Here is a 25,114-nt window from a genome sequence, read left to right as displayed (position 1 = left end):
TATCTAGCCCGCTTGCCGCAGCACGTCCAGAAAGGCGGCGCCAAACCTTTCGTGACGGCGATCGCCCAAAACTTGTTCGATCCCGCGCGCGTCATCCGGGCGCATTTGCGCCACCTTGGCCAGTTGCGAGGCCGAGCAGGTCAAAGGCTTGTCGATCCCGTCTGGCCCACGCGCCAGATCGTTCTGAACGGCCAGCAACTGATCATAGATCTCGCCTTGTTCGCGACCGGCCAGCTTACGGCGGGCGGGGTGCAGGGCCTCGGCCTCTCCGGCGATCACCTCAAGGAAGGTATCGCCATAGCGTTCCAGTTTCTTTGCGCCTACGCCGCCGATCCGAGCCATCTCGTCCAGCGTCACCGGGCGCTTCTCGGCCATTTCGATCAGGGTGCGATCGGGGAAGATGACATAGGCCGGAACCCGCTGCGTTTCCGCCAAGGCACGGCGTTTAGCTTTGAGCGCCGACAGCAGTGGCGCGTCCTCTTCGGCGACCATCGCCTTGACCGCAGGGCGGCGGGTGGCTTTGCGTATCGTGTCCTTGCGCAGATCGATCTGCGCCGCGCCCTTCAGGATCGGTTTGGCGGCCTCGGTCATGCGCAACGCGCCGTGGCGGTCGGGGTCGGGGCGGACCAGATCGTGTCCCATCATCTGCCGGAAGATCGCCTGCCATTGCGCGCGTGACCAGTCCTTGCCGATGCCATAGGTGGGCAGCGCATCATGGCGGCGGGCGTGGATTTTGTCAGTTTCATTGCCCAGCAGGATATCGATCAGGTGGCCCGCGCCGAACCATTCCTCGGTGCGCAGGATTGCGGACAGAGCCATGCGGACGGGCGTGGTGCCATCGAACACCTCGGGTGGCGTATCGCACAGATCGCATTTACCGCAGGGCTCGGCCTGTTCGCCGAAATAGCCCAGCAGGTTCTGGCGGCGACAGACCAGCGCTTCGGCCAACCCCAACAGCGCGTTCAGCCGCGCGTGATCGGCCATGCGGCGTTCGGGCGGGGCAAGGCCTTCGTCAATCTGAGACCGGCGCAGGCGGATGTCATCGGGTCCAAACAGGGTCAGGGTTTCGGCGGGACCTCCATCGCGACCAGCGCGGCCGATTTCCTGATAATAGGCCTCGATGGATTTCGGCAGGTCCGCATGGGCGACCCAGCGGATATCGGGCTTGTCGATGCCCATGCCGAAGGCGACGGTGGCCACCACGATCAGCCCGTCCTCGCGCGCAAAGCGGGTTTCGACAATGCGCCGGTCTTCGGGGTCCATGCCGCCGTGATAGTGGCAGGCAGAATGGCCCTCGGCCCGCAGAGCCTGCGCCAGCACCTCGGTCTTGTTGCGGGTGCCGCAATAGACGATGCCGGATTGCCCTTTGCGGGCGGCGGCGAAATCGAGGATCTGTTTGCGCGGCCCGTCCTTGGCGGCAAAGGCCAGATGGATGTTGGGACGGTCGAACCCGCGCAGGAATTTCCGAGGCGCGGTGCCGTCGAACAGTTTCTCGACAATCTCGTCCTGCGTTTCGGCGTCTGCCGTGGCCGTAAACGCAGCCAGAGGCACGTTCAGCGCGCGCCGCAACTCTCCGATCCGCAGATAGTCGGGTCGAAAATCATGGCCCCATTGGCTGACGCAATGGGCCTCATCGACGGCGATCAGGCTGACATTGATCCGGCGCAGCATGCCCAAGGCGGACCCGGTGGCCAGCCGTTCCGGGGCCATGTAAAGCAGTTTGAGCCGCCCGGCCTCCAATGCCTCCCACACCGCGTCGGTTTCTTCGGGGGTGTTGCCCGAGGTCAACGCGCCAGCCTCAACCCCGGCTTCCTGCAATCCGCGCACCTGATCGCGCATCAGGGCGATCAGAGGTGAAATGACCACCGTCACCCCGTCGCGCAGCAGCGCGGGCAATTGAAAACAAAGGGATTTACCGCCACCCGTAGGCATGATCGCCAGCACGTTTTCACCCACCGTCACGGCATCGACAATCTCCTCCTGCCCGGGACGGAAGGCGTCGAATCCAAAGACGTCTCGCAACAAGGGTGCGGAGTCGAACATCTGCGGGGTGGCCCTGTATTAAGGTTTATCTGCTCTTAAGACAGGACCATCACATACTAAGATTCGGTGAACAAGAGGTCAGACGAAATAGACCATATTGTTGATCAGGATGATCCGCAGCGCATAGACCGCGATCAGCACCACCAGAGGTGTCAGGTCCAGCCCGCCCATATTGGGTAGAACCCTGCGGATCGGGCCATAAATAGGCTCTAACAAACGATTCAGCCCGTACCAGATTTGCGCCACAAGCTGTTGGTTCAAGTTAAGCACCTGGAAGTTGATCAGCCAGCTCATGATCACATGGGCCAGGATGATGAACCAGACAATGTCCAGGATCAGCAAAAGGATTTGGATCAGCGACAGCATGGGCACTCCGTTCTTCGATTGCCTGAGACCTAAGCGTCGCGGCGGCAAAGAGCAAGTGCGGTGCACTCAGCGCTTGCGCATCGTCTGAAAGCCTCGTCTTATGAATGCAACAATAAGCAGGGGCAGTCATGGCAGAGATTTCCAAGCGCAAGCGCATTTGGGGCTGGTGGTTTTTCGACTGGGCCAGTCAGCCTTATCATTCGCTCTTGGTGACCTTCGTCTTTGGCCCCTATTTTGCCGGGGTGGCTGCGGGCTATTTCTCGGGTGCTGGTCTGGACGCCGATGCTGCCGCTGCGCGCGCGCAGACCGTCTGGGCAAACTGTCTGACCATCACAGGGCTGATCATCGCTTTCGGCGCCCCGTTTCTGGGTGCGATGGCGGATGTCTCGGGGCGGCGCATTCCTTGGATTTTCGGGTTTTCGGTCATGTACGCGGTGGGCTCAGCTGCCCTTTGGTACACGATGCCCGATGGCTCGAATATGTGGTTGATGCTGTCGGCCTTCGGGTTGGGTTTTGTTGGGGCCGAATACGCGCTGATCTTCATCAACTCGCAGCTTCCCGAACTTGGGGATGACAATGAAGTGGGAGAGATTTCGGGGTCTGGTTTCGCCTTTGGTTATTTCGGCGGTCTGATCTCGTTGGCGATCATGCTGACGCTGTTCGTCGAACAGCCCAACGGCAGGACTTTGATCGGGATAGACCCTGTTTTCGGGCTTGATGCTGCCGCGCAAGAAGGTACGCGGTTCGTCGGTCCGTTTACGGCCGTATGGTTCATCCTGTTCATGGTGCCTTACTTCCTGTGGGTGCGCGATGATCCGAGCAGCGGCAGACATGGATCCGTGGGCGATGCATTGCGCCTGCTGGGAAAATCCATCTCGGACCTGCGTCACCGGGTCAGTCTGGCGACCTATTTGGGTTCATCGATGTTTTATCGCGATGCGTTGAACGGGCTCTACAGCTTTGGTGGTGTCTACGCACGTCTGGTGCTGGAGTGGGACCTGATCAAGATCGGCGTCTTCGGAATTGTCAGCGTTCTGGCCTCGGCGATCTTTGCGTGGATTGGTGGCAAGATGGACCGCAAATACGGCCCTAAACCTGTGATTCTGATTGCGATCTGGGTGCTGATCTTCGTCTGCCTCACCGTTGTTTCGATGGATAGGACGCAGATCTACGGCATTGCGCTGCCCGAAGGCTCGGCCCTGCCGGATATGGTCTTCTTTGGCTGTGGCGTCCTGATCGGCGGCATGGGTGGTGTTCTGCAATCGGCCAGCCGCTCGATGATGGTGCGCCATACCGACCCGGATGCTCCGGTCGAAAGCTTCGGGCTCTATGGTCTGTCGGGCCGGGCGACGGCCTTTGCAGCGCCGTTGTTGATCGGAGTGGCAACAACTGTGACCGGTAGCGCAAGACTAGGGGTGTCGCCGATCATCGGATTGTTTATTCTGGGCCTAGTCCTGATGCGCTGGGTGAAACCGGAAGGGGATCAGAGCAGATGATTTTACTACGTTTTCTGGCCGTTCTGGCCGCAATGATATGGGCAGGCATGGCAACGGCTCAGCCCCTGGCCAAGCAGTTGTTCGGGTCGCAGAAAGTCGCGTCTCAGCAAAAACCGGCGGCTTTCGGCAGTTACTCGCGCGGATGTGCCGCCGGGTCTGTGCAATTGCCCGAGACCGGCCCCACTTGGCAGGCGATGCGCCTGTCGCGCAACCGCAACTGGGGGCATCCCGAGGCGATTGACTATGTGCAGGACCTCAGCCGCTTTGCCGCGAAACAGCCGGGGTGGAATGGTCTCTATATCGGCGATATCAGCCAGCCGAGGGGCGGTCCGATGACCTCGGGGCATCGGTCCCATCAACTCGGGCTTGATATCGATATCTGGATGCTGCCCGGCGACAACATGCGCCTGTCGCGGAAAGCCCGCGAGAATATCTCTTCGATTTCCCTGCGCCGCGCCAACGGGGCTTTTGTAAACGGCAACTGGACCAAACAGCACCATGCGGTGCTGCGCGAAGCGGCCAAGGACAAGCGGGTTGCGCGCATCTTTGTGTTTCCGGGTGCCAAGGTCCAGATGTGCAAGGATGAGAAAGGCAACCGGGGCTATCTACGGAAAATCCGGCCGTGGTGGGGGCATCACTACCACTTCCACGTGCGCTTGAAATGTCCGCGCGGATCGCAAGGCTGTGTCAATCAGGATCCGCCGCCCAAGGGTGACGGTTGTGCGCAGGCGCAGGAATGGGTGAACAACATCCTGAATCCACCACCGCCTGATCCGAACGCCCCGCCGCCAAAGAAACGCCGCGAGTACCGTTTGGCCGATCTGCCCCAGCAATGCACCGCCGTTCTGCAATCCAACTGATTGCCGCGCTGCTGCTGGCCGGGCCAGCGGCCGCGATGGAGGTCAAAACCGCGACGCATCTGGGCAGCTTCACATGGCGCTCGGATGCCGAAGGGTTCGGCGGTTTTTCTGCGCTGCATATCGCGCAGGACGGCACGCGCATGATCGCGCTCAGCGACCGCGCCCGTCTGTTCTCGGCTCGTATTTTGCGCACGGGTGATCAGATCACGGGCATCACGCACGTTGAACAGTGGCCGGTGCTGTCCAGCGCCGGGCGCGACTTGCCAGGCTATGTGGGCGATTCCGAGGGGATAGCGATTGCACCGGGTGGGGGGCTTTATATCTCATTCGAAGGTGTTCACCGCGTCGCCTATTATTCAGCACCCGGAGCCCATGCCCGCGTCCTGCCACGCCCCAAGGTTTTCAAGGATCTGGCCGCCAATGGTTCGTTCGAGGCACTTGCCATCGACAAAAGCGGGCGGCTCTATACCTTCACCGAGAAAAACCGCAGCGCGCAGGGGGACATCCCTGCCTATCGCTGGAATGGCCGGAGCTGGTCCACGCCCTTTGTCCTGCCATCACGGGGCAAATTCCTGCCTGTCGCTGCTGATTTCGGTCCGGACGGGCGGCTATACCTGCTTGAACGCACCGTATCGCTGGTAGGTTTCCGATCCCGCCTGCGTCGGTGGCAAGTTTTCGACGACGAACCGCGCGCCGAGGAAACTCTGTTCGAAACCGGCACCGGCCTCCATGACAATCTTGAGGGGCTGTCGGTCTGGCGTGATGATCAGGGCCGGCTGCGTGCCACCATGATCTCGGACGATAACTTTCTGGCCCTGCAGCGCACCGAGTTGGTGGAATATCTGCTGCCCGATTGACAGACCGCTGCTGAGGGTCTAGACGCACGGCTTGCCTTGGGACGGTCCCTTGGCCAAGTCGCCGCTACCTTGACAAAACGGGCATCTGAAATGCAACGCAGCTTTATTCCCGGCATCATTGCCATGGCCTCCATTGTTGTGGCCTCGAACATTCTGGTCCAGTTCCTGATCCTTGACGGGCTGTTGACTTGGGGTGCTTTCACCTATCCGCTGGCCTTTCTGGTCACCGATATCATGAACCGCGTCTATGGCGTGGGCCCGGCCCGCAAGGTCGTGTTCGCAGGATTCGTCACCGGTATCATCTGCTCGTTGATCGGCAGCCAGATCATGCTACAGGGCGATGGATTTACCTACGCCGCTGTGCCACTGAGGATCGCGGTTGCCTCGGGAACCGCCTTCCTGATCGCGCAATTGACTGATGTCACAGTCTTCAATGCCATGCGCGGTGGCCGCTGGTGGCGCGCGCCGCTGATCTCGACGCTGGTCGGATCGGCGCTGGACACAGCGATCTTCTTTACGCTGGCCTTCTCGGCCTCGGTGACCTTCTTTGGTGCAAACGCCGATGCAGCGATCAGCTGGGCGTGGGACCCCGTGCCCTTCATGCTGTCCGGCCCGATGGCCCCGCTCTGGGTGACCTTGGCCTTCGCGGACTGGTTGGTGAAGCTGTCGCTGGCGCTTATCGCCCTGATCCCCTTCAAGGTGATCGTCGCCCACCTGACCGCAGCACAGCCTGCGTAAAAAAGTTCTTTGAGAATGGCGCATCTTGTGTCACCATCCCTATCAACCGCAACAGATAGAAAAGGAGGTGATCCAGTGTCGAGAAAGAGATTGGAGAGAGGTGTCGGAACAACCGGGGGGATTGCCTGCTAGGGTAGCCCTTGGTGGGGCGCTCGCCCCGGCTGGTCGATTGATCTAACCGACCCGACCTCCTGAACTTTCGAAGGGCCGTCCCGCCGGGGCGGCCCTTTTTGTTTCCGCGTGCGGCAGGTAAGGTCTGCCTCATGTTGCGCATCACCGACGATATCATCCTGCAAGACTGGGAAATGACCGAAAGCTTTGTGCGGTCGTCCGGCCCCGGCGGGCAGAACGTCAACAAGGTCTCAACCGCCGTTGAGTTGCGGTTCGAAGCCGCGCGCTCACCGTCGCTACCCGATCCCGTCAAGAACCGGCTGAAACGTCTGGCCGGTCGCCGTTGGACCAAAGATGGCGCGATCATCATCCAATGCGAGGAAACCCGGTCTCAGGCCCGCAACCGCGAGATCGCCCGTGCCCGGCTAGCCGAACTGATCACCCGCGCATTGGTAAAACCCAAGCGCAGGATCGCCACCAAGCCGACCTATGGCTCGGTCAAACGGCGGCTGGCGGCCAAAAAGGCACGCGGGGACGTCAAGGCGCTGCGGGGTAAAGTCTCGGAAGAATAATCTGGTAACTTTGCGCGGCCTTGCTAGTCTGACCCCGGCAAGGGAGAGCAAGATCATGAGGTTAGAGGGCAAAACCGCAATCGTCACCGGCGGCGCGTCTGGTTTCGGGGCGGGTATCGCGCAGAAATTCCTGACCGAAGGTGCCCGTGTGATGATCGCCGATATCAACGGCGACGCCGCGCAGGATATGGCCGCTCAGCTGGGCTCGAACGCCATCGCGCAGCAGGTGGATGTGGGCGACAGGGCCTCGGTTCAGGCGATGGCCGACGCAGCCCATGCCGCCTTTGGCCAGCTCGACATTCTGGTCAACAACGCAGGCGTCACCCACCTGCCGACGCCGCTGGAAGACGTCAGCGAGGACGATTTCGACCGCGTCTTCACCGTGAACATGAAGTCCGTCTACCTCACCGCGCGCGCCTTTGTCCCGCACATGAAAGCGCGCGGCGCAGGTGCGATCCTGAACGTGGCCTCCACGGCGGGCCTGTCCCCGCGCCCGAACCTGAACTGGTACAATGCCTCCAAAGGCTGGATGATCACCGCGACAAAAACCATGGCCGTCGAACTCGCCCCGGCAGGCGTCCGCGTCAACGCCATCTGCCCGGTAGCGGGCGAAACCCCGCTACTCAAATCCTTCATGGGTGAAGACACGCCCGAAATCCGCGCCAAATTCCTGTCGACCATCCCGCTGGGCCGCTTCTCTACGCCCGAAGACATGGCCAACGCGGCCCTGTTCCTCTGCTCAGACGAAGCCAGCATGATCACCGGAACAGCCCTCGAAGTGGACGGAGGCCGCTGTATCTGATCCGCCCCTTCATCTGGCCAAAAATATCCCCGCCGGAGGCAGCGCGCGCCAGCGCGCTTCCCGGCTCAACCCCGAAACCAACATGACCCCCGGACCCAGAAACCTCATCACCGATATCCCCGGCCTGAAGGTCGGCAACGCGCAGGACGAACGCCTGAAATCCGGCACCACTGTGCTGACCGCAGAGCAACCTTTCACCGCCTCGGTGCATGTCATGGGCGGCGCCCCAGGCACGCGCGAAACCGACCTGCTCGCGCCTGACAAATCGGTCGATCGGGTGGACGCGATCGCGCTCTCTGGCGGCTCGGCCTTCGGGCTGGATGCCTGTTCGGGCGTGTCGGACGCAATGCGGGCTGAGGGGCGCGGGTTTCCGGTGGGCGCGGCCATCGTTCCCATCGTGCCGGGTGCGATTCTGTTCGACCTGCTTAATGGTGGCGACAAGAACTGGGCTGAGAACCCCTATCGCGCCCTTGGCAGGGCGGCTTACCGGGCGGCTTCACAGCAATTTGAGCTGGGCACCGCCGGGGCCGGCACCGGAGCCTTGGCTGCGATGCACAAGGGCGGGCTGGGATCGACCTCGCTGGTGCTTGAAGACGGTACAACAGTTGGCGCTCTGGTCGCGGCAAACCCATTGGGCAGCGTGACCACAACAGGCGACCGCCATTTCTGGGCGGCCCCGTTCGAGATTGATGCTGAATTTGGCGGCCTTGGACCAGACCCCATGTCGGGCCTTGGGCGCACCCATACCAGCCGCAAGGCACAGATGATGCATCCCGCGCCGCCCGACCGTGCAAACACCACCATTGCTGTGGTTGCAACCGATGCAACCCTGACCAAACCGCAATGCCAGCGGTTGGCGATGGCCGCCCATGATGGTATCGCCCGTGCTATCGTTCCCGCCCATACGCCGGGGGACGGAGACCTCGTTTTCGGGGTCAGCACCGGCGCGCGAGCGGTTGAGCCTGACGCATTGGCGATGATTGGCCATGCCGCCTCGGTCTGCTTGGCGCGCGCGATTGCACGGGCCATCTATCTGGCAACCCCCTGCGCGGGCGATCTTCTGCCCTGTTGGTCGCAGCTACATGACTTAGGTTAAGGACGATCATAGTCGGGCTGTGACACAGTGCCCGCGCGCGGCAATCTGCGCGTTGACTCTTGGCTGTGCCGGCGGTCCATTCGGTGCAGCCAATTCGTATCGGAGCAAAAGCTATGAATCGTATCCTTGCCACCGCTGTTGTCGGCCTGCTGGCCCTGCCTGCTTATGCCGAAGGCGATGCCGAAGCCGGCAAAAAGGAATTCAACAAATGCAAATCCTGCCACCTGATCGCCGATCCCGCCGGTGAGGTCATCGTCAAGGGCGGCAAGACCGGACCGAACCTGTATGGTATCGCGGGCCGTACTGCGGGGACCGTGGAAGGGTTCAAATATGGCGACAGCATCGTCGCCGCCGGTGAAAACGGTCTGGTTTGGGATGAGGAGACCTTTGTCGCTTACACGCAGGACCCCAAGGCGTTCCTCAAGGATTATCTGGGCGAAACCTCGGCCAAGTCGAAAATGACTTTCAGGCTGAAGAAGGGCGGCGAAGACGTCTATGCCTACCTCGTGAGCGTATCCAGCGAGTAATCCGCCGGAGGCAACCTTGGACCAGATGCAAAAGGCCGCAGCCCCCTGCGGCCTTTCGTGCGATTGAACCCAAGCCCGATTGGCGCCAATTTGGTAAGAAACCGGTGACGCGATCCGCGCCGGATTTCCGACAACAGGAGACGACAGATGGGCATCATGATCCCGGCCTGGGTTGAGGGTGAACTGACCCCCGTCGATAAGCTGGAAGCGCATGAAAAGGGCCTGAAACACAAGGCGGTGTCGGTTTTTCTGGTGCGCGGTACCGAGATTTTGCTGCAGCGCCGGGCGCTGGGAAAATATCACACACCGGGCCTGTGGGCGAACACCTGCTGTACACATCCTGATTGGAAGGAAAGCGCCTCGGCCTGTGCGGTGCGGCGTCTGCGCGAAGAATTGGGGATCACGGGGCTTTATCCCGAATACCGTCATCGGCTGGAATATCATGCGGATGTCGGCAACGGGCTGGTCGAGAACGAGGTGGTCGACGTCTTTCTCGCTCATGTGCGCGGCCCGCTGAAAATCGAGCCTAATCCGGACGAAGTGATGGAGATTCGCTGGATCGACTATCATGACTTGCTGGCCGAGGTCCGGCGCTACCCCGCGCGCTTCACCCCGTGGCTCAAGATTTACCTGCACAATCACGCCGACACGATCTTTGGGCCAGACCTGATAATCTCGGCCAATTCCTAAGCCCGTCTTGCAAGGCGCGGCCAAGCGGCATAGATCATCGCGTCATGGCCAAGCAGAAGACTGACCCGAATTACAAAGTCATCGCCGATAACAGGCGTGCCCGTTTCGATTACGCGATCGAAGACGATATCGAGTGTGGCATCGTGCTGGAAGGGTCCGAAGTCAAATCCCTGCGCGCGGGTGGATCGAATATTGCCGAAAGCTATGCCAGCGTTGACGAGGGCGAGCTATGGCTGATCAACAGCTATATCGCGCCCTATGAGCAGGCGAAGGTCTTCAAACACGAAGAACGCCGCCGCCGCAAGCTGCTGGTGTCACGCAAGGAATTGTCGACTCTGTGGAATGCGACCCAGCGCAAGGGCATGACGCTGGTGCCGCTGGTTCTGTATTTCAACCACAAGGGCCGGGCGAAGCTGAAGATCGGCATCGCCAAGGGCAAGAAGCTGCATGATAAGCGCGAGACGCAGGCCAAGCGCGACTGGTCACGTCAAAAGCAGCGGCTGATGAAAGACCACAGTTAAAACGCCATGGTCGCCTGAACGGCCCTCTGCCAGCGCGCATAGGCGGCATCTCGATCCGCGTCGGCCATTGCGGGTTCAAACCGGCGATCCAGATCCCACGTGGCGGCAAAACCTGCCTGATCCGGATAAACACCGGCCTTCATCCCTGCCAGCCATGCAGCGCCTAGGGCGGTGGTTTCCTGCATCACCGGGCGGTCGACCGGTGCGCCAAGGATGTTTGACAAGCCCTGCATGGTCCAATCGGACGCGCTCATCCCGCCGTCGACGCGCAGAATGACATCGGCCTCAGCCCCCCAGTCGCCCTGCATCGCATGCCACAGGTCGCGGGTCTGGAAGGCGATGCTTTCCAGTGTTGCACGGGCGATCTCGGCCCGGCCCGAGTTGCGGGTCAGACCGAACATCGCACCCCGGCAATCGGGCTTCCAATAAGGCGCGCCGAGGCCAGTGAAGGCGGGCACCAGAACCACATGCTGATTGGGGTCGGCCTGCACTGCCAGATCACCGCTTTGCGGGGCCGACTCGATGATCTGCAGCGCGTCGCGCAACCATTGCACCGCGGCCCCGGCGATGAAGATCGAGCCCTCAAGCGCATAGGTTTTCTGCCCGTCCAGTTGATAGGCAATCGTGGTCAAAAGCCGATTCTTCGACATGACCGGCTGTGTGCCTGTATTCAGCAACGCGAAACAGCCGGTGCCATATGTGGATTTCATCATGCCGGGCTCAAAACAGGCCTGTCCGATGGTGGCGGCTTGCTGATCCCCGGCAACGCCGAGAATCGGGATATTTCCCCCAAATAGGGTCGAATTTCCGAAATCCGACGCGCAATCCTGCACCTCTGGCAGCAGGCTCATGGGTACGCCCAGCAGGTCGCAGATTTCTGCGCTCCATTCCCCTTTGTGGATGTCGAACAGCAGGGTCCGCGCAGCGTTGGTGGCATCGGTCGCGTGGACCCGGCCTTCGGTCAGGCGCCAGATCAGGAAACTGTCGATGGTGCCGAACAGCAACTCTCCGGCCTCGGCCTTTTCGCGGGCCCCGGGGACGGTATCCAGCAGCCATTTCACTTTGGTGCCCGAGAAATACGGGTCCAGCAGCAGGCCGGTCTGGGCGGTCACGTCATCCTCGCACCCGGCCTGTTTGTAGCGGGCGCAAATTTCGGCGGTGCGGCGGTCCTGCCAGACGATGGCGTTATGGATGGGTTTGCCGGTGGCGCGGTCCCAGACCACGGTGGTTTCGCGCTGGTTGGTGATGCCGATCCCGGCGATCTGATCGGATGAGATGCCCGTTGTCGCAATCACTTCGCGGCAAACCTGCAGAACGCTGTTCCAGATGTCTTCCGGGTCATGCTCCACCCAGCCTTCCTGTGGGAAGTGCTGTGGAAATTCGTGCTGCGCGGTGCCTGCACGCTGCATCTGAGCGTCAAACAGGATGGCGCGTGACGACGTCGTGCCCTGATCGATTGCCAGAATATATGTCATACCTACGCCCCTCCCGCTTTGGTTTTGCGGGACTTTAGCGCAAACATTGCCGGAACTGCCAGAGGGGAATTGCGCCCGTCAGACGGGCAGGTTGTCGATCAGCCGCACGCCATCTGCCCAGGCCGCCACAAACAGGCGGGCGGGGCGGTTGGCATGGGTCAACGGCTCCAGCGTGTCAGCACAGCGCAGCTGGATATACTCCACATCCGCGAACCCCGCCGACAGCAGATCAGTCCGCGCCTGCGCAGCGAGCGGGTCGAAGGCGGCCCCCTGCGTCAGCGCCTCGGCCAAGGCGCGCATGATGCGGTGTTTCTCGGCTGCAATCCGCAGCCCGTCGTCCGAGAGCCTTTGGTTGCGCGATGACATCGCAAGGCCCGAAGGCTCGCGCACTGTGGGGCAGCCGATCACCTCGATTGGGATGTCCAGATCGCGGGACATGCGGCGCACGACCATCAACTGCTGATAGTCTTTTTCCCCGAAATAGGCTCGATCAGCCTGCGTCTGCAGGAACAGCTTGGCGACCACCGTGGCCACGCCGTCGAAATGGCCGGGGCGGAATTCGCCTTCCATCACATCGGTCAGACCCGCGACCGAGACGGTGGTGGCAAAGCCCTGCGGGTAGATTTCATCCGGGTCAGGGACATAGATCGCATCCACCTGATGCGGGGCCAGCTTTTGGGCGTCTTCATGTTCGGTGCGCGGGTAGTTTGCCAGATCTTCGGGATTGTTGAACTGCTTGGGGTTCACAAAGATCGTGACGATCACCCGATCCGTGCCGACCTTGACAGCCTCGACCAGAGACAGATGCCCCTTATGTAAAGCCCCCATGGTCGGGACCACGCCGATGGTCTCGCCGTCGCGACGCCATGTGCTTGTCAGCGCGCGCAGGTCAGACAACGTGCGCAGGATCGGCGCACTCATGATTTGGTGCCTTTCGCGGGAGCCTGATCCGCAAAAACGTGTTCATCGGCCGGGAAGCTGCGGGCACGGACCTCGGCAGCGTATTCGGCGATGGCTGCTTCGGCCTGCGACCCGAGATCGGCGTATCGCTTGACGAATTTCGGTTTGAACGCGGTGAAAAAGCCCAGCATGTCGTCCACCACCAGAATCTGACCGTCGCATCCCACCGACGCCCCGATACCGATGGTTGGGATTGGAACCTCACGCGTGATCCGGTCCGCCAAGCCTTGTGGAATCTTCTCTAACACAAGCGAAAACGCTCCCGCCTCAGCCACCGCGTGGGCGTCGGCCAGCACGGCCTCGGCTTGTTCCTCGCGGCCCTGCACCTTGTAGCCACCCAGCGTGTTGATCGATTGCGGCGTCAGTCCGATATGGGCCATCACCGGAATGCCGCGTTTGACGAGAAAGCGGATGGTCTCGGCCATTTCAACGCCGCCTTCCAGCTTGACCGCGCCCGCGCCGGTTTCCGACATCAGCCGGGCCGCGTTGCGGAAAGCCTGCGCCGGGTCGTGCTCGTAACTGGCGAAGGGCATGTCGATGACCATCATCGCAGTTTCAAGCCCGCGGGCGACGGCCTGACCGTGCAGGATCATCATCTCCATCGTCACCCCAAGCGTCGAGGTCAGCCCGTGCAGCACCATCCCGACGCTGTCGCCGACCAGAACAAAGTCGCAATGCGCATCCATCAGCCGGGCCATCGGCGTGGTATAGGCGGTCAGCGAAACCAGCGGGTCCGTGCCCTTCCGGGCGCGGATATCCTCGGCATTCGGGGCTTTTTTGCGGGCCGTGGCGCTCATGCTCGCTCCTCGCGGGTTCATGTTGCAGCGCGGGATAGCAGATCGGATAGGGGCGAAGAAACCCCGGTTGCGCGAACAATTCCTTGATTGACCCAAGGTTTAAAGGGAGATTGGTCTCAGAACGATCCGCAATCAGCGGGCCAGCTTTTACAGTGGGGAGTGAAACTTATGGGAATGCAATCGGTTCGGACATTGGCCTCGGCCCTTGCGCTGGGTGCGTCGCTGCTGGCGTCGCAGGCGTTGGCAAAGTCGGATATCACCATCGCGATGCAGCTTGAGCCGCCGCATCTGGACCCGACCAGCGCCGCCGCGCAGGCGATCGATTCGGTGGTTTACACCAATATCTTCGAGGGTATGACCCGGTTCATGGGCGATGGTTCGGTGGTGCCCGGGCTGGCCGAAAGCTGGGAGATTTCCGAGGATGGCACGGTCTATACCTTCAAGCTGCGCGATGGTGTGACCTTCCATGACGGCACCGCGATGGATGCCGAGGACGTCAAGTTCAGCCTGGACCGCGCCCGGGCCGAGGACAGCGCCAATGCGCAAAAGGCACTGTTCGCCGGGATCGAGACGGTCGAGGTGGTGGACCCGCTGACCGTCAAGCTTACGCTGTCTGAACCCAACGGGAATCTGCTGTTCAACCTCGCATGGGGCGACGCGGTGATCGTTGCATCCGAGAGCATCGAGAACATCAAGACCAACCCCATTGGCACTGGTGCCTTCACCTTTGGCGATTGGGTGCAGGGCGACAGCATCACGCTGAACCGCAACCCCGATTATTGGGGGGATCAGCCCGCGTTAGAGACTGCAACGTTCAAGTTCATCTCTGACCCTACCGCCGCCTTCGCCGCTATGATGGCCGAGGATGTGGATGTGTTCGACAATTTCCCTGCGCCCGAGAACCTCCCCCAGTTCGAGGCTGATCCGCGTTTTCAGGTTCTTGTCGGATCGACCGAGGGGGAAACGATCCTGTCGACCAATAACAAACAGCCACCCTATGACGATATTCGCGTGCGGCAGGCCTTGGCTCATGCGATTGACCGACAGGCCATCATCGACGGAGCGATGTTTGGCTATGGCACGCCCATCGGCACGCATTTTGCCCCCCACAACCCGGCTTACGTCGATCTGACCGGGACATCTGCCTATGACCCGGAAAAGGCCAAGGCGCTGCTGGCGGATGCGGGATTCGAAAACGGGTTCGAAACCACCTTGCACCTGCCGCCGCCCTCTTACGCCCGCCGTGGGGGCGAGATCATCGCCGCGCAACTGGCCGAGGTCGGTATCACCGCCGAGATCATCAACGTCGAATGGGCACAATGGCTGGAGTCGGTCTTCAAGGGCAAGGATTTCGGCCTCACGATCGTCAGCCACACCGAGCCGATGGATATCGGTATCTACGCCCGGCCCGACTATTACTTTCAGTATGACAGCACCGATTTTCAGGCGCTGATGGAGCTGCTGAATACAACCACTGACCCGGATGAGCGCACTCGCCTGATGGGGGACGCACAACGGGTGATCTCGGATGATTATGTCAACGGCTACCTGTTCCAACTGGCCAAGCTGGGGGTTGCCAAGGCGGGCGTGCAGGGCCTGTGGGAGAACGCTCCGACCGCGGCCATTGACCTGACCCAGATCAGCTGGTCCGAATAGGCCGCACAAAGCGGGCAGGAGGCCCACATATGGCCCGATCTATTTTCGCGGCGCTGATGATTGCAACGCTGGCGATCAGCGTATCAATCGCGCGTGCCGATACGCCTTTAGAGCGGGCCGTCTCTTTGTGGCTTGATGGCGACGATGCGCAGTCTTTGCCCTTGCTGGCTGAACTGGCGGTTGAAGGTGATGTGCAGGCGCGCCTGCTTCTGGCTCGGATCGAAACCTCGGATCTCGGCCCGTCGCCTTTCCGGCTGTCTCTGGAGCCCGCGCAGTCGCGTGAACTGTTCCGCCAAAAGGATTGGAGCACGTTCGGGCGCTCGTGGCTGAAAGCTGAAGCCGAGGGGGGGGAACCCCTTGGCGCAGTCTTTGCTGGCCGCCAAAAGACCCGAGCCTGACCCTGATCTGATTGCGCGCCTGAATGCGCTGGGCGAGCATCAGGCGACGGATTACCCTACCCGTATCGTTGCCCTTTATGGCGATGCCGATATGCGCGCGGGGCTTTTGTCTGACCCCGCCGTCATGCAGGATCTGAAACCCTTTTTGACTTACCTGACGGCCCAGCCCGAGCCGCGCGGTGATGGTCTGGCCGCGTTGCGTCATATCCAGCCTGACCCTGTTGAGGCAGACTCGGACCCGGCTTTGGCGATGGCGGGCGTATTGGCGTTGGGGCTTGGATATGGCGATCTGTCGCCAGAAAACCCGTGGCGCCCGGCAGTGGAAAACTGGTTGATGACGTCTGAGGCGACCCAACCGATCGCACAGCTTTGCAGCGACCATTGTGGGGACGCCGCCCCGGCTTGCGCTTTTGCGTTCCTCGCCCTGTCCGGCGGGTATTTTGAGGTCATCCGTATCGACAGCCCCTTGGAAGCGATCATTCCGCAGGATGAGTTTTTGCGCAGCCCCCGCGCGCGACTGATGGTTCTGCGCCGAGCGACACTTGCGCGGACGGAAACAAATGAGGACTGGCTGAGTGACAGCCCACAGGCTTCTCAGCTTTCAGTTTGCGCGATCGACCTGATCCGAGAGCAGCGGCAAGCTTACAACTAGCTGTTGCACCCGCGCGGGTCAGACACTTAACCTGTTACCAATGCTACGCTATACCCTCAAACGCCTATTCTCGCTGGTCCTGAGTCTGGCCGTCGCCTCGGTCGTCATCTTTGCGGTGATCGAGGTAGCGCCGGGCGATCCGGCTGCCTTCATGCTGGGGGTGAACGCGCAAGAGGATACGCTGGCTGCGCTGCGGGCTGAGCTGGGCCTCGATGCGTCGAAGGTTGAGCGGTACTTCAACTGGGTCGGTGGCATGCTGGTGGGGGACTTCGGCACCTCTTACACCTATCGCACGCCGGTGGCGCAGATGGTCGCGGATCGGCTCTGGGTGTCGCTGCCGCTGGCGCTGTATGCGCTGACCCTGTCGACCCTGATCGCCTTTCCGGCCGGGATCTACGCCGCTGCAAGGCGGGGCAGACCGGGCGACGTAGCGGTGATGGGCGCAACCCAGCTGGGCATTGCCGTGCCCAATTTCTGGTTCGCCATGATGCTGGTGCTGATCTTTGCCATCAATCTGCGCTGGTTCAACGCCGGAGGGTTCGCAGGCTGGGACGATGGCTTCTGGACCGGTCTGCATTCCCTGACCCTGCCCGCCATTGCGCTGGCTCTGCCTCAGGCGGCGATCCTTGCGCGGGTCATGCGCTCGGCCCTTTTGGACATTCTGGGTGAGGATTTCATGCGCACCGCCCGTGCCAAGGGTCTGTCGCCCCGTCAGGCGTTATGGCGGCACGGGGTGCGCAACGCGCTGATCCCGGTGCTCACCATCATCGGGTTGCAGTTTTCCTTCCTGCTGGCGGGCTCGATCATCATTGAGCAGGTGTTTTACCTGCCCGGTTTGGGACGGCTGGTGTTTCAGGCGATCTCGGCCCGCGATCTGATCGTGGTCGAAAGCGTGGTCATGCTGCTGGTCTTTGCCGTGATCACCGTGAACTTCCTTGTCGATCTGGCCTACGCCGCCGTGGACCCCCGCCTCAGGAGCCGCACATGAGCCGCAACCTGATCCTGGGCGCGGCGCTGTCGTCGCTGGTGGTGCTTGCGGCGCTGGTTTCGTTTGTCTGGACGCCCTACGATCACGCGGCGCTGAACATTCCTGAAAAACTGCAACCTCCGAATGCGCAGCACTGGTTCGGGACGGATCATTTCGGGCGCGATATGTTCTCGATGATCATGGTGGGTGCGCGGACATCGATCGCGGTCGCCCTTGTTGCCGTGGGCATCGGGATGGCGCTGGGGGTGCCCCTTGGCCTGACCGCTGCGGCGCGCAAGGGGTCCTGGCTGGATGAATTGATCATGCGCGGCAATGATCTGGTCTTTGCCTTCCCCTCGCTGGTCATCGCTATCCTGATCACTGCAGTGTTCGGGGCCGGGGCGATCAACGCGATCATCGCCATCGGCATCTTCAACATCCCGGTCTTCGCCCGCATCACCCGAGGTGCCGCGCTGTCGCTGTGGGAGCGTGAGTTCATCCTCGCCGCCCGTGTCGCGGGCAAAGGGGCCGCGCGGATTTCGGCGGAACATATCTTGCCCAATGTCGCCAACTTGCTGATCGTGCAGGGCACCATCCAGTTCTCGCTGGGGATACTGGCCGAGGCTGGCTTGTCCTATGTCGGCCTTGGCGCGCAACCGCCTACGCCCAGCTGGGGCCGAATGCTGGCCGATGCGCAGACGATGGTCAGTTTTGCCCCGCATTTGGCTCTGATTCCGGGGTTTGCGATCATCGTTACGGTGCTGGGTCTGAACCTGTTGGGCGACGGGCTGCGCGATTGGCTGGACCCGAGGATCAGGGTGGCGCGGGTATGAGTTTGTTGCGCATCAAAAACCTCTCGCTGGCCATTCATGGCGTGTCGATCCTGAAGCGGGTCAATCTGTCCATCGACCCGGGTCAGATCGTTGCCGTGACGGGGGAAAGTGGCTCGGGCAAATCCATGACCGCGCTGGCGGCGATGCAGCTTCTACCAAACGGGGCTGTGGCACAGGGCATGGTTCAATTGGACGGGCAGGACCTGCTAGACCGTCCCGAGCCTCAGATGTGCGCCCTGCGTGGTGCCGCGGTGGGGATGGTGTTTCAGGAACCAATGACGGCGCTCAACCCCGTCAAAACCATCGGCGATCAGGTGATGGAGACCATTCTGATCCACAAGGCCATGCCCCCCGCTCAGGCCCGTACCCGTGCCCAAGAGGTTCTGTCGCGCGTGGGGCTCCCCCCCGATCGCTTTCCCCTCAGCCGCTATCCGCACGAGTTGTCTGGCGGCCAGCGTCAGCGGGTGGTCATCGCAATGGCCATTGCCTTGCGCCCGAAACTTCTGATCGCGGATGAGCCGACCACAGCGCTGGACGTGACCACGCAGGCGCAGATTCTGGACCTGCTGAAAGGATTGGTACGGGAATATGACATGGGTCTGCTGATGATCACTCATGATCTGGCTGTAGTTGCCGATATGGCCGATGAAATCGCGGTTATGCGACACGGTGAAGTGGTGGAAAGCGGCCCGACCCAAGACTTGTTGAAGAACATGCAGCACCCCTATACCCGCATGCTGTTCGAGGCCTCGGGCCATCAGGTCACCCTGCCGGAACCTGCAGGGTCCCGCCCGCTTCTCGAGGTTTCCGGGGTCGTGCGGGACTATCGGCTGCCCCGTAAAGGGCTGTTTGATGCGCCGCGCCAGCATAGGGCGGTCGATGGCGTCAGCTTCGCCCTCAATCGCGGGGAGCGTTTGGGTTTGGTCGGAGAGTCCGGTTGCGGAAAATCGACCCTAACACGGGCGATTTTGGGTTTGGAAGAGGTGCAATCTGGCCAGATCCTGCTGGACGACCAGCCGGTTTTCTCGGGCCACAAACCCAATCTGGCGGTACGGCGCAAGATGCAGGTGGTGTTTCAGGACCCTTATGGCAGCTTCAATCCGCGCCATCGGGTTGCGCGGCTTGTCACTGAACCGTTTCACCTGCTGGATACGGCGCCCACCGGGTCCGAGCGGCAGGACCGCATCGCCGAGATGCTGACCGCCGTTGGGCTCAGCCCCGACGATGCCGGCAAGTATATCCACGAATTCTCGGGCGGGCAGCGGCAGCGCATCGCCATCGCCCGCGCCCTGATCATCCGCCCCGAACTGATCCTGTTTGACGAGGCGGTCTCGGCGCTCGACGTTTCGGTTCGGGCGCAAATCCTGGACCTGCTGGCCGAACTTTGCGAAGCCTACACGCTGACCTATCTGTTCATCAGTCACGACCTGAGTGTCGTACGCACCATCACCGACCGGGTGCTGGTGATGCAATCGGGTAAGATCGTGGAGCAGGGGGAAACCGGTCAGGTCTTTTCGAACCCACAACACCCCTACACCCAAACGCTGATTGCCGCCGCCCCGCGATTGCCCGATATCGAGCTCAGTGTGGCCTAATCGCCCTTGTTAGAGACTGTATGGAGGCCAAAATGACCCAGCAGCCATGGTTTGATCCCACCCTCTGCCTGATCGGAGGACGTTGGGGGCCGGCGGTCGGCGGCGAGACCCTGCCGCTGATCAACCCTTCGGATGGAGCCGGGATATGTCAGATCGCACGCGGCATGGCGCCCGATATCGATGCGGCCGTCAAAGCGGCCCGAACGGCCCTGAACGGCGATTGGGGGCGCATGAGCGCGCTGGAGCGGGGCCGCATCCTGACGCGTCTGGGCCAGTTGGTGCTGGATCGGGTGGAAGACCTTGCCGCGCTTGAGGCGGCGGATGTGGGCAAGCCGCTCACTCAGGCCCGCGCCGATGCGGTGGCGCTGGCGCGGTATTGCGAGTTCTACGGCGGCGCGGCGGATAAGGTGATGGGTGAGACGATCCCTTATCTGGAGGGCTACACCGTCTATACCTTGCGCGAACCGCATGGGGTGACAGGCCACATCGTGCCTTGGAATTATCCGATGCAGATCATTGGCCGCTCGGTCGGGGCGGCGCTGGCGATGGGCAATGCCTGCGTTTTGAAACCCGCCGAAGAGGCCTGCCTGACCGCCTTGGCCTTCGCGCATCTGGCGGTCGAGGCCGGACTGCCAGATGGTGCGCTGAACGTGGTGCCCGGTCTGGGGAGTGAGGCGGGCGCGGCGCTGTCGGGGCATCCGGGCGTGAACCATATCTCTTTCACAGGTTCGGTCGCGACGGGCGCTTTGGTCCAGCAGGCGGCGGGGCGCAATGTGGTGCCAGTGACGCTGGAACTGGGCGGGAAATCCCCGCAACTGGTGTTTGACGATGCGGATCTGGACGCGGCGCTGCCGTTTCTGGTGAATGCGGGCATTCAGAATGCGGGCCAGACCTGCTCAGCCTCATCGCGAATTCTGGTGCAGCGTGGTGTCTATGAGCAGGTCAAATCCCGCATGGCCGAGGCCTATGATCAACTGACTGTCGGACCGGCGATGCAGGATTTGCGCGTGGGGCCGCTGATCTCTGACCGGCAGCGGCAGATTGTCGGCGGGTTTCTGGACAAAGGCCGCGACCTGACCATCGCTGCGCAGGGGCAGATCGTTGAGGATGCGCCTGAAAACGGGGCCTATGTGCAACCCACCTTGTTCGCCGATGTTCCGCCCGATCACTGTCTGGCGCAGGACGAGATTTTTGGCCCGGTTCAGGTCCTGATTCCGTTTGACATCGAAGAACAGGCTCTAACCATAGCCAATTCGACCGAATACGGCCTTGTGGCTAGCATCTGGACCCGCGATGGCGCGCGGCAGATGCGGCTGGCCAAGGCGTTGCACGCGGGGCAGGTGTTCATCAACAACTATGGCGCGGGGGGCGGCGTTGAGTTGCCCTTTGGCGGCGTCGGCAAATCCGGCCATGGCCGCGAGAAAGGCTTCGAGGCGCTTTATGGCTTTTCGCAGCTAAAGACAGTAGCCGCCTATCACGGCTAGACGATCACTTCGATGGCCTCTTGCGCACCCACGCCAAAGACCCGCTTATACCGCGCGATCTGGTCCGCCGGGCCCATCGCTTTTTCGGGGTTGTCCGACAGCTTCACCGTCGGTCGCCCATTGGCCGAGACCGCCTTGCACACCAGCGAGAACGGAGCCAGCGCGTCATCGGGCACCAGCCCGCGAAAGTCATTGGTCAGCAGCGTGCCCCAACCGAACGAGACATTGACCCGTCCCGCAAACTGGGCGTGCAACTCGCGAATTTTGTCGACGTCCAGCCCATCCGAGAAAATGATGCGCTTCTGCCTGGGGTCCTCGCCGCGCGAGTTCCACCAGTCAATCGCCACCTCAGCCCCGGCGGCGGGATCGCCGCTGTCGATGCGAATGCCGGTCCAACCCGCCAGCCAATCCGGCGCGCGGTCCAGGAAACCTTGCGTGCCGTATGTGTCGGGCAGGATGATGCGCAGATTGCCGTCATGTTCGTCGTGCCAGTCGCTGAGAACATCATACGGGGCCTGCGCCAGCGCGGCGTCATCCACGGCCAGCGCGGAATAGACCATGGGCAGTTCATGCGCGTTGGTGCCGATGGCCTCAACCTCGCGCCGCATCGCGATCAGGCAGTTGGACGTGCCGGTGAAGGCGGGGCCCAGCCCCTCGATCATCGCCTGCACGCACCAGTCTTGCCACAAGAAGGAATGCCGCCGCCTTGTGCCGAAATCCGCAATCCCCAGCCCATCGATTGAACGTAGCTGCGCGATCTTCTCCCACACACGGGTCATCGCGCGGGCATAGAGCACCTGCAGCTCGAACCGGCGCATGTCGTTCAGAACCGCGCGTGACCGCAGCTCCATCAACACCGCAAGCGCCGGGATTTCCCACAGCATGACCTCGTGCCACTTGCCTTCAAAGGTTAGCTCATACTGGTCGCCCTTACGTTCCAGATGATAGGGCGGCAGGCGCAGATCCTCGAACCATTCCATGAAATCGGGGCGGAACATCTGCCGTTTGCCATAGAACGTATTGCCCCTGAGCCACGTGCTTTCCCCCCGGCTGAGGCTGAGCGAGCGGATATGATCCAACTGCTCGCGCAGCTCGCCTTCATCGATCAAACGGGCCAAAGGCACGTGATTCGACCGGTTGATCAGCGAAAAAACCACGTCTGTTTGGGGCTTATTGCGAAACACTGACTGACACATCAGTAGTTTGTAGAAGTCGGTATCGATCAATGACCGCACAATTGGGTCGATCTTCCATTTATGATTGTAGACCCGCGTCGCGATGTCGACCATGGGGACCTCCTGCGATTTCCGTTGTTAGATCAATCAGCGCGCTGATTGGCAAGAGTCGCAGGATTGGTAACAATGCCTATGACTGAACACATTCAGGGCATATTATGAGTAACCCTCACGTTTTAGTGAGGGGAGGGGATGGAAGAGAAGGTTGAATGTAGTGAATGGGTCTCGAGTACGATTTTGACATAGTGGCGATCGCGCCGGATCAGCACGATCCGGAACATGGCCATACTGCGGTGACGGGGCGGCCTCCGGTACGGGCGCTGTTCCGGGATGTGAAGACTGCGGATGCGCTGCGGGCTGCGTCGCCGAAGATACGCAGGATTTTTCTGGAATCCGGGTTCAGTCTGGACACGCGCGAGGGGGATGCCGCGCGCGGCTATTATGCGCCTGAGGATATGGTGGATCGCGATCTGATCCTGAAACGGCTGTTTGCAAATATCCGCAACATGGGCGTGCAGGGTGAATATAGCGGAGAGTTCGATTTTCACCAGTTTCTGAACCACGTTCGTGCTGCAAAACCGGGCACGGCACCGGCTAAGGAACAACCGCGCCCGGTGCAGCCGACAAGGCCCGCAGTCGAGCCACCCGAACGCCGCACGGTTGTGGGGCGTATCGGCTTTGCGCTGGGTCTGGCGGTGATCCTGTTTGCGGTGCTGAAATATCTGGCCGAGAAGGGCGCGACGCCTTAGATCAGAGCGACTCCGGCGCTGCGCATCGCCTCTTTGGCAGCTTCCAGCGAGCCGTCCATGTCGATGGCGCGGCACAGGTCGGTCCTGACCGAGACGTCAAAGCCCAGCCGCGCTGCATCCACGGCTGAAAAATGCACGCAGAAATCCGTGGCGAGCCCGACCAGTGTCAGGCGGCTGATCCCGCGCGTCTCAAGATAGCCCTTGAGGCCGGTGGGGGTGGACTGATCATTCTCGAAAAAAGCTGAGTAGCTGTCGATGGCGTTGCGAAAGCCCTTGCGGATGATCAGGTCTCCGTCTGTGCGCAGGTCGGGGTGGAACGCCGCGCCGTCGGTGCCCTGCACACAATGGTCGGGCCACAGAACCTGTGGACCATAGGGCATCTGCGTCAGCTCGAACGGGGCCTTGCCCGGATGCGCGCTGGCGAACGACGAATGCCCCGCCGGGTGCCAGTCCTGTGTGAGGATCACGGCGTCGAAATCACTCATCAGCGCATTGATCGGCGCGACGATCTCATCCCCTCCGGGCACGGCCAGCGCGCCGCCGGGGCAGAAATCGTTCTGAACATCGATAACGAGCAGGGCGTGGGACATTGGGGGGCCTCCTTAAACTGCCTTATCGGTATGGGCTGAGGCAGGGGGCGTCAATGCGGTGTCTTGCGTGTTTTTGCGCGGGGCATTAGATCGCGCCCATGTACACCATCGCTGCCCTCTATCATTTTACGCGCTTTCCAGACCCTGATGCGCTGCGCCCCGCCCTGTTGGACCTGTGCCGGGCTGAGTCCGTCAAGGGCACGCTGCTGCTGGCGGGCGAGGGGATCAACGGCACCATCGCAGGCCCCCGCGCCGGGATCGATGCGGTGCTGGCCCATATCCGCGCGCTGCCGGGCTGCGCCGATCTGGACTGGAAAGAGGCGACCTCGGACCATCCCCCGTTTGGCAAGATGAAGGTCCGCCTGAAGAAAGAGATCGTGACGATGGGCCAGCCCGACGTCGATCCGCGCGCCAGCGTCGGCAACTATGTCGAGCCGGAGGATTGGAACGACCTGATCCGGTCGGATGATGTGGTGGTGATCGACACCCGCAACGACTACGAGGTGGCAATCGGCACGTTCGAGGGTGCAATAGACCCTAATACAGCCAGTTTTCGCGATTTCCCCGCCTGGTGGGAGCAGAACAAGGACCGTTTTCACAACAAACGTGTCGCCATGTTCTGCACCGGTGGCATCCGGTGCGAGAAATCCACCAACTACCTGCTGGGGCAGGGAGTCGAGGATGTTTATCACCTGAAAGGCGGTATCCTGCGCTATCTGGAAGACATGCCGCCCGAGGACAGCACCTGGCAGGGCGAGTGTTTTGTGTTCGACAACCGCGTCTCTGTTGGCCACGGGCTGGCTGAAGGGCCGCATAAACTGTGCCATGGCTGCCGCCGTCCCATCCTGCCCGAGGATATGAAACGCCCGGAATATGAACACGGCGTGTCCTGCCATCAGTGCATCAATGAGACCTCGGAGGCCGACAAGAGGCGCTTTCGCGAGCGGCAAAAGCAGATCCAGCTGGCCCGCGCGCGGGGCGAGGATCATCTGGGCTCTCGCTGAATTCCGCTTGCGGGACGTGCCGGAAACCGGATGATGCGCA

At 61.5% G+C, this 25,114-nt stretch carries 26 protein-coding genes; 19 read left to right on the top strand and 7 right to left on the bottom strand.

All coding sequences use genetic code 11. The annotated features are described in order from the left end of the window. Positions 1 to 3: 3 nt before the first annotated feature. Both recQ and ACR3EN_RS04735 read right to left on the bottom strand, forming a co-directional pair. Positions 4 to 2,043 (bottom strand): DNA helicase RecQ, encoded by a 2,040-nt coding sequence (gene recQ, locus ACR3EN_RS04740; protein ID WP_480824169.1) that lies wholly within the window; start codon positions 2,041 to 2,043, stop codon positions 4 to 6. Positions 2,044 to 2,121: 78 nt separating this feature from the next. Further along, entirely contained in the window at positions 2,122 to 2,409 is a 288-nt protein-coding gene (locus ACR3EN_RS04735) for a YggT family protein (RefSeq protein WP_480824171.1), read from the bottom strand. Positions 2,410 to 2,537: 128 nt separating this feature from the next. Between ACR3EN_RS04735 and ACR3EN_RS04730 the strand changes: the two genes are divergently transcribed. The 10 genes from ACR3EN_RS04730 (at position 2,538) to smpB (ending at position 10,679) form a co-directional block, all read left to right on the top strand. After that, positions 2,538 to 3,905: an MFS transporter gene (locus tag ACR3EN_RS04730; RefSeq protein WP_480824173.1), complete on the top strand. Its 1,368-nt coding sequence runs from the start codon at positions 2,538 to 2,540 to the stop codon at positions 3,903 to 3,905. Beyond that, positions 3,902 to 4,765 (top strand): penicillin-insensitive murein endopeptidase, encoded by an 864-nt coding sequence (mepA, locus tag ACR3EN_RS04725; RefSeq protein ID WP_480824175.1) that lies wholly within the window; start codon positions 3,902 to 3,904, stop codon positions 4,763 to 4,765. The genes ACR3EN_RS04730 and mepA overlap by 4 nt, the downstream gene beginning before the upstream one ends. Further along, the gene (locus tag ACR3EN_RS04720; RefSeq protein ID WP_480870621.1) at positions 4,738 to 5,622 is read left to right on the top strand and encodes an esterase-like activity of phytase family protein; all 885 of its coding nucleotides are present in this window, start codon (positions 4,738 to 4,740) and stop codon (positions 5,620 to 5,622) included. The genes mepA and ACR3EN_RS04720 overlap by 28 nt, the downstream gene beginning before the upstream one ends. 90 nt (positions 5,623 to 5,712) lie before the next feature. Then, positions 5,713 to 6,360, top strand: coding sequence for a queuosine precursor transporter (locus ACR3EN_RS04715; RefSeq protein ID WP_480870623.1), 648 nt, complete (start codon positions 5,713 to 5,715; stop codon positions 6,358 to 6,360). Between the two features lie 263 nt (positions 6,361 to 6,623). After that, complete coding sequence (gene arfB / locus ACR3EN_RS04710) at positions 6,624 to 7,043, top strand: alternative ribosome rescue aminoacyl-tRNA hydrolase ArfB (RefSeq protein WP_480824181.1); 420 nt, start codon at positions 6,624 to 6,626, stop codon at positions 7,041 to 7,043. 55 nt (positions 7,044 to 7,098) lie between these two features. Further along, positions 7,099 to 7,845, top strand: a complete 747-nt coding sequence (locus tag ACR3EN_RS04705; RefSeq protein ID WP_480824183.1) for an SDR family oxidoreductase — start codon at positions 7,099 to 7,101, stop codon at positions 7,843 to 7,845. 82 nt (positions 7,846 to 7,927) lie between these two features. Beyond that, entirely contained in the window at positions 7,928 to 8,941 is a 1,014-nt protein-coding gene (locus tag ACR3EN_RS04700) for a P1 family peptidase (protein WP_480870626.1), read from the top strand. Between the two features lie 113 nt (positions 8,942 to 9,054). Continuing rightward, positions 9,055 to 9,468 carry a c-type cytochrome gene (locus ACR3EN_RS04695; RefSeq protein WP_480824187.1) on the top strand — a complete coding sequence of 138 codons (414 nt, stop codon included), beginning with the start codon at positions 9,055 to 9,057 and terminating at the stop codon, positions 9,466 to 9,468. 147 nt (positions 9,469 to 9,615) lie between these two features. Then, positions 9,616 to 10,158: an isopentenyl-diphosphate Delta-isomerase gene (gene idi, locus ACR3EN_RS04690; protein WP_480824189.1), complete on the top strand. Its 543-nt coding sequence runs from the start codon at positions 9,616 to 9,618 to the stop codon at positions 10,156 to 10,158. Positions 10,159 to 10,202: 44 nt separating this feature from the next. Next, a complete protein-coding gene (gene smpB, locus ACR3EN_RS04685; RefSeq protein WP_480870629.1) occupies positions 10,203 to 10,679 on the top strand; it encodes an SsrA-binding protein SmpB in 477 nt (158 codons plus the stop codon). Here the strand turns inward: smpB and glpK are convergent. From glpK to panB, 3 genes are all read right to left on the bottom strand, one after another. Then, positions 10,676 to 12,154 (bottom strand): glycerol kinase GlpK, encoded by a 1,479-nt coding sequence (gene glpK / locus ACR3EN_RS04680; RefSeq protein WP_480824194.1) that lies wholly within the window; start codon positions 12,152 to 12,154, stop codon positions 10,676 to 10,678. The genes smpB and glpK overlap by 4 nt on opposite strands. Before the next feature lie 78 nt (positions 12,155 to 12,232). Continuing rightward, positions 12,233 to 13,075 (bottom strand): pantoate--beta-alanine ligase, encoded by an 843-nt coding sequence (gene panC, locus ACR3EN_RS04675; protein WP_480870633.1) that lies wholly within the window; start codon positions 13,073 to 13,075, stop codon positions 12,233 to 12,235. Further along, a complete protein-coding gene (gene panB / locus ACR3EN_RS04670) occupies positions 13,072 to 13,911 on the bottom strand; it encodes a 3-methyl-2-oxobutanoate hydroxymethyltransferase (protein WP_480824198.1) in 840 nt (279 codons plus the stop codon). Before panB ends, panC begins: the two co-directional genes overlap by 4 nt. 174 nt (positions 13,912 to 14,085) lie before the next feature. Here panB and ACR3EN_RS04665 point away from each other — a divergent pair, with 174 nt between their 5' ends. Genes ACR3EN_RS04665 through ACR3EN_RS04635 form a run of 7 tightly spaced genes read left to right on the top strand, consistent with a single transcriptional unit; the run spans position 14,086 to position 21,496 of the window. Beyond that, positions 14,086 to 15,567, top strand: a complete 1,482-nt coding sequence (locus tag ACR3EN_RS04665) for an ABC transporter substrate-binding protein (RefSeq protein ID WP_480824577.1) — start codon at positions 14,086 to 14,088, stop codon at positions 15,565 to 15,567. A gap of 29 nt (positions 15,568 to 15,596) precedes the next feature. Further along, positions 15,597 to 15,965: a hypothetical protein gene (locus ACR3EN_RS04660; protein ID WP_480870636.1), complete on the top strand. Its 369-nt coding sequence runs from the start codon at positions 15,597 to 15,599 to the stop codon at positions 15,963 to 15,965. Further along, entirely contained in the window at positions 15,925 to 16,617 is a 693-nt protein-coding gene (locus ACR3EN_RS04655; protein WP_480870639.1) for a hypothetical protein, read from the top strand. Before ACR3EN_RS04660 ends, ACR3EN_RS04655 begins: the two co-directional genes overlap by 41 nt. Positions 16,618 to 16,657: 40 nt before the next feature. Continuing rightward, entirely contained in the window at positions 16,658 to 17,605 is a 948-nt protein-coding gene (locus tag ACR3EN_RS04650; RefSeq protein WP_480824202.1) for an ABC transporter permease, read from the top strand. Next, on the top strand, positions 17,602 to 18,417 hold the full coding sequence (locus ACR3EN_RS04645; protein ID WP_480824203.1) for an ABC transporter permease: 816 nt from the start codon (positions 17,602 to 17,604) through the stop codon (positions 18,415 to 18,417). Before ACR3EN_RS04650 ends, ACR3EN_RS04645 begins: the two co-directional genes overlap by 4 nt. Further along, entirely contained in the window at positions 18,414 to 20,012 is a 1,599-nt protein-coding gene (locus tag ACR3EN_RS04640; protein ID WP_480824204.1) for an ABC transporter ATP-binding protein, read from the top strand. The genes ACR3EN_RS04645 and ACR3EN_RS04640 overlap by 4 nt, the downstream gene beginning before the upstream one ends. Before the next feature lie 32 nt (positions 20,013 to 20,044). Next, entirely contained in the window at positions 20,045 to 21,496 is a 1,452-nt protein-coding gene (locus ACR3EN_RS04635; protein ID WP_480824206.1) for an aldehyde dehydrogenase family protein, read from the top strand. On the opposite strand, the gene pncB is transcribed toward ACR3EN_RS04635, so the two are convergent. Continuing rightward, a complete protein-coding gene (gene pncB / locus ACR3EN_RS04630) occupies positions 21,493 to 22,785 on the bottom strand; it encodes a nicotinate phosphoribosyltransferase (protein WP_480824208.1) in 1,293 nt (430 codons plus the stop codon). The genes ACR3EN_RS04635 and pncB overlap by 4 nt on opposite strands. A 164-nt stretch (positions 22,786 to 22,949) precedes the next feature. Between pncB and ACR3EN_RS04625 the strand changes: the two genes are divergently transcribed. Then, on the top strand, positions 22,950 to 23,480 hold the full coding sequence (locus ACR3EN_RS04625; protein WP_480824210.1) for a hypothetical protein: 531 nt from the start codon (positions 22,950 to 22,952) through the stop codon (positions 23,478 to 23,480). On the opposite strand, the gene pncA is transcribed toward ACR3EN_RS04625, so the two are convergent. Continuing rightward, positions 23,477 to 24,070: a bifunctional nicotinamidase/pyrazinamidase gene (gene pncA, locus ACR3EN_RS04620; RefSeq protein WP_480824212.1), complete on the bottom strand. Its 594-nt coding sequence runs from the start codon at positions 24,068 to 24,070 to the stop codon at positions 23,477 to 23,479. The two genes, ACR3EN_RS04625 and pncA, sit on opposite strands and share 4 nt — an antisense overlap. A gap of 98 nt (positions 24,071 to 24,168) precedes the next feature. Here pncA and trhO point away from each other — a divergent pair, with 98 nt between their 5' ends. Continuing rightward, on the top strand, positions 24,169 to 25,074 hold the full coding sequence (trhO, locus tag ACR3EN_RS04615) for an oxygen-dependent tRNA uridine(34) hydroxylase TrhO (protein WP_480824214.1): 906 nt from the start codon (positions 24,169 to 24,171) through the stop codon (positions 25,072 to 25,074). Positions 25,075 to 25,114: the final 40 nt, after the last annotated feature.

Source organism: Ruegeria sp. G7, from assembly GCF_056535465.1.
This window is presented reverse-complemented; position numbering and strand designations above follow the sequence as displayed.